The following is a 3,131-nucleotide window of genomic DNA, read 5'->3' on the forward strand; positions in this document are numbered from 1 at the left end:
ATGCCCTCTTCAAGGGCGGCGCGGATGTGATCTTCGACACCACCGGTTTCTGGTTACCCGCCGCCGTGGCGGGGCTGGCACCGTTCGGGCGCATCGCAATCATCGCAGCGCCAGTCGACGGCCATGTGCAACTGCCGGCCCTGGCCCTGTACCGCAAGGGCGGTTCGGTGGTGGGGATCAATTCGTTGCTCTACACCTGCGAACAGTGTGCGGTGATGCTGGAGCAGTTCGGGCGCTTCTTTGATGAAGGGCTGCTGCCGCTGCCGACCGGCCTGCGCGAAGTGGCGTTGGCTGATGGCGTGAAATGCTACGAAGAGGTGAATGCGGGCAGTGCCGATAAGATCGTCTTCCTGCCCTGACGCGGTTAAAAAAGTGGGAGCAAACCCGCTCCCACATCGGGGTTTTTATTAGGCTTCGGGCACGCCTTTTTCCCACGCCGACCAGTTCTTCAGGATCGCCTGGACCAACGGGTTGCCCGTGCGGTACAGGTTCTCCAGCGCCGGGACGAACCCGCCCTGATCGGCATATTTCAGCAGGTTATCCACCTCGCTGTAGCCCGGATAAGGCCGGTCGAAATCCGACCCGGCGCGCACCACCGCCAGGCGCTGGATGTCCACCAGACCCTCGCGACTGGCGCGCAACAGGGCTTCATAAGTGGAGTTATCTTCCTGCTGGGTGGTGCAGTATTCGCCTTTGTTGTCCGTGAGCAAGCGCGTCCAGACTTCGGCGCGCTCGCTCAGGCGCGTGCCGGAGAACCAGGTGTTGCCCGCCAGTGTGTCGCAGCGGGTGACTTGCGGCGGCTGATTGGCCGGTGCGGCAGGGTAATGCTTACGCCAGGCGGCGGATTCCTGGCTTTCCGTCAGCTCCACCTTCTGCGACAGGGCAAACGCCTTGGCCTGCAGTTTCGGGTTCAGTTCGAACACTTCGGTCTTGTAGTCCAGCGGCGGTTTTTCGTTGGGCCCCTTGGTATTGATGCCGATGTAGCCGGTCGGCCAATCCTTGGGCGCATCCCGCGAATCCAGCTCCCATTGGGTGCCGAACTCCACCAGGTAATGGGCCCAGGCCGCCGTGCCGATGGTGCCGTGTTTGGGGCTGATGCCGGCGATCCCGGCGATCAGAAAGTAGCTCTGGCGCAGGTCGAACTTGGGCGATAACGCCAGGGCCAGGGTGGACGCGGCGGCGTTGGTCTGGCCCATGCCGGTCACCAGCAGGCACACCTCTTCGGTATTGCAACGAATCACCGGGTATTCGGCGGACAAGCCCGGCACGCGGACTTCCTGCTTGAGCGCCAGGCGATCGATCCAGGTTTGCGCCTCGGGGGCGAACATGGTGATCAGCATCACTTTCGGTTTGATCGGCGCAGGCGCTTGCGCCAGCACCACGAGGGGCAGCAGGGCCAGGCCGACGGCCAGCGAGAGACGGTTAAACGCTTTCATCTAAGACTCCTTGATCAGAATTGGTAGCCCACGCCGGCGTAATAACCCCAGCCGTTGGAGCGGGCGCGGAAGTTGCCGTCGCCGAAATTCAACTCGCTGCCATCTTCCCAGTTACCGCCGTTATGAAAGTAACGACCGACCAGGGTGAAGCGCAGGTGGGTGAACGAATACAGCAGCACATTGGTTGCTACCAGCGCGTTGGCGGTGCGTGCCGGGTTGTCCTTGTGCAGGTCCGAGCCGAAATCGTAGTTGGTGAAGCCGATGTAGGTCAGCGAGGCGCCGTTGTCGAACGTGTCGATGGGCACGATGTACTTCATCTGCGCACGGTAACCGTCCCACGAATATTCGTTGCTGGCGCCATAGTTTTCCCACTGGTAACGCCCATAGAAGTTCGCGGACAGGTTGACCCGCGAGTGCGTATCGATGTCGGTGCCGAGGCCGCTGTACAAGGTGTTGGCGCGGTTGGCGGTGTTGCTGCCGTGGTCGTAGATCCAGTCAAAGGCCACATACCATTCCTTGAACGGGCCGATCGCCAGGCTGCGCCCGGCCAGGTAATCGATGGAGATCCGCGGTTCGTGCTCCATGAACAGCGGCGAGCCATGATCCCACGCACCTTTGTCATTACTGTTACCGATGCCGAGGATCTTCGGCACGTCGATGTAGCCGTACAGTTCGAACGGGCCCTTGCGGCCGAAGTACTCGTATTCCAGGTAAACGTCATCGGCCGGCTTGGGGCCGAAGCTGATGTCTTTGCTGCCGATCAATGTCAGGTCCTGGTTGAACCAGTCCGACAGGTACGCGCCTTTTTTCGTCGGGCTGGCTTCAGGGCTCAGGGTTTCGCCCTGTGCTGAGTCATCGACGGGTTGTTCCTGCGCCAGAATGGACGGGCTGAGTACTCCCGTAACGGCGCTCAGTAGCAGGGAGACACCAAAGGAAGCGGAACGCCTTGAGGTGGAGTGCATTGAAAATCCCTATTCATTCGCGGTTTAGACCCGATTCTTCGGGTTGAGGTGAACTTGGCGGTCAAGTTCGTTCCGCAAACGTTTGCACAGGCTGTACCAACTTTACTCAATGGCTTGAATCGCTTTGAAAAAAATAGAATTAATCGACCTTTCGGTCAGTATTGACGCGGTGTCATTTTTCGCTGCGGTTGAACAGGTGCATGGCCGTTTCGCGTCGATATTCGCTGGGTGTCTGGTGCATCTCGATGCGAAAGTGCCGGTTGAAATTGGACAGGTTGGCGTAGCCCACTTCAAAGCAGATAGCCGCCACTGACAGCTCGCTTTGCAGCAACAGCCGGCACGCGCGCTGTATGCGGAACTTGCGCATCAGGTCGATAAAACCATGGCCGGTGTTGCGCTTGAAGAAGCGTGAGAAGCCCGGCTCGCTCATTTCCAGTTGCCGGGCGATCACCGACAGGCGCAAATCCCCGGTCAGTTCACGCATCAGGTAGTCGAACGCCTTGTTGATACGCTCGGCGCTGCGTGCGTCCAGGGTCGGCGCATAGCACGCGCTGGCCAGGGCCTGGACCTGCGGCGGCGGGGCGTTGTTGAGGGTGTCGAGCAGTTGCAGGAACAGGATCAGGCGTTGCAGGCCGTGGGCGCTGCCGATGTCTTCCATCAGTTGGGCCGCCTGCACAGCAGTCTCGCCGCTAAAGCGCTCCAGGTCGCCGAGCTTACTTTGTGCCAGGCGCAC

At 60.4% G+C, this 3,131-nt stretch carries 3 protein-coding genes and 1 pseudogene; 1 reads left to right on the top strand and 3 read right to left on the bottom strand.

The window, feature by feature from the left end:
* Positions 1-359 (top strand): annotated as a pseudogene (locus L9Z73_RS28200) (quinone oxidoreductase family protein); the annotation flags it as partial.
* A 48-nt stretch (positions 360-407) separates the two neighbouring features.
* Here L9Z73_RS28200 and L9Z73_RS28205 read toward each other — a convergent pair.
* The 3 genes from L9Z73_RS28205 to L9Z73_RS28215 form a co-directional block, all read right to left on the bottom strand.
* Positions 408-1,436 carry a purine-nucleoside phosphorylase gene (locus tag L9Z73_RS28205; RefSeq protein ID WP_247408038.1) on the bottom strand — a complete coding sequence of 343 codons (1,029 nt, stop codon included), beginning with the start codon at positions 1,434-1,436 and terminating at the stop codon, positions 408-410.
* Positions 1,437-1,450: 14 nt separating this feature from the next.
* Entirely contained in the window at positions 1,451-2,398 is a 948-nt protein-coding gene (locus L9Z73_RS28210; protein WP_247408040.1) for a nucleoside-specific channel-forming protein Tsx, read from the bottom strand.
* Positions 2,399-2,570: 172 nt separating this feature from the next.
* Positions 2,571-3,131: helix-turn-helix domain-containing protein (locus tag L9Z73_RS28215; protein WP_247408042.1), on the bottom strand; the 561-nt coding region annotated here is incomplete at its 5' end.

The organism is Pseudomonas emilianonis (genome assembly GCF_023072625.1).
Taxonomy (GTDB): Bacteria; Pseudomonadota; Gammaproteobacteria; order Pseudomonadales; family Pseudomonadaceae; genus Aquipseudomonas; species Aquipseudomonas paraveronii.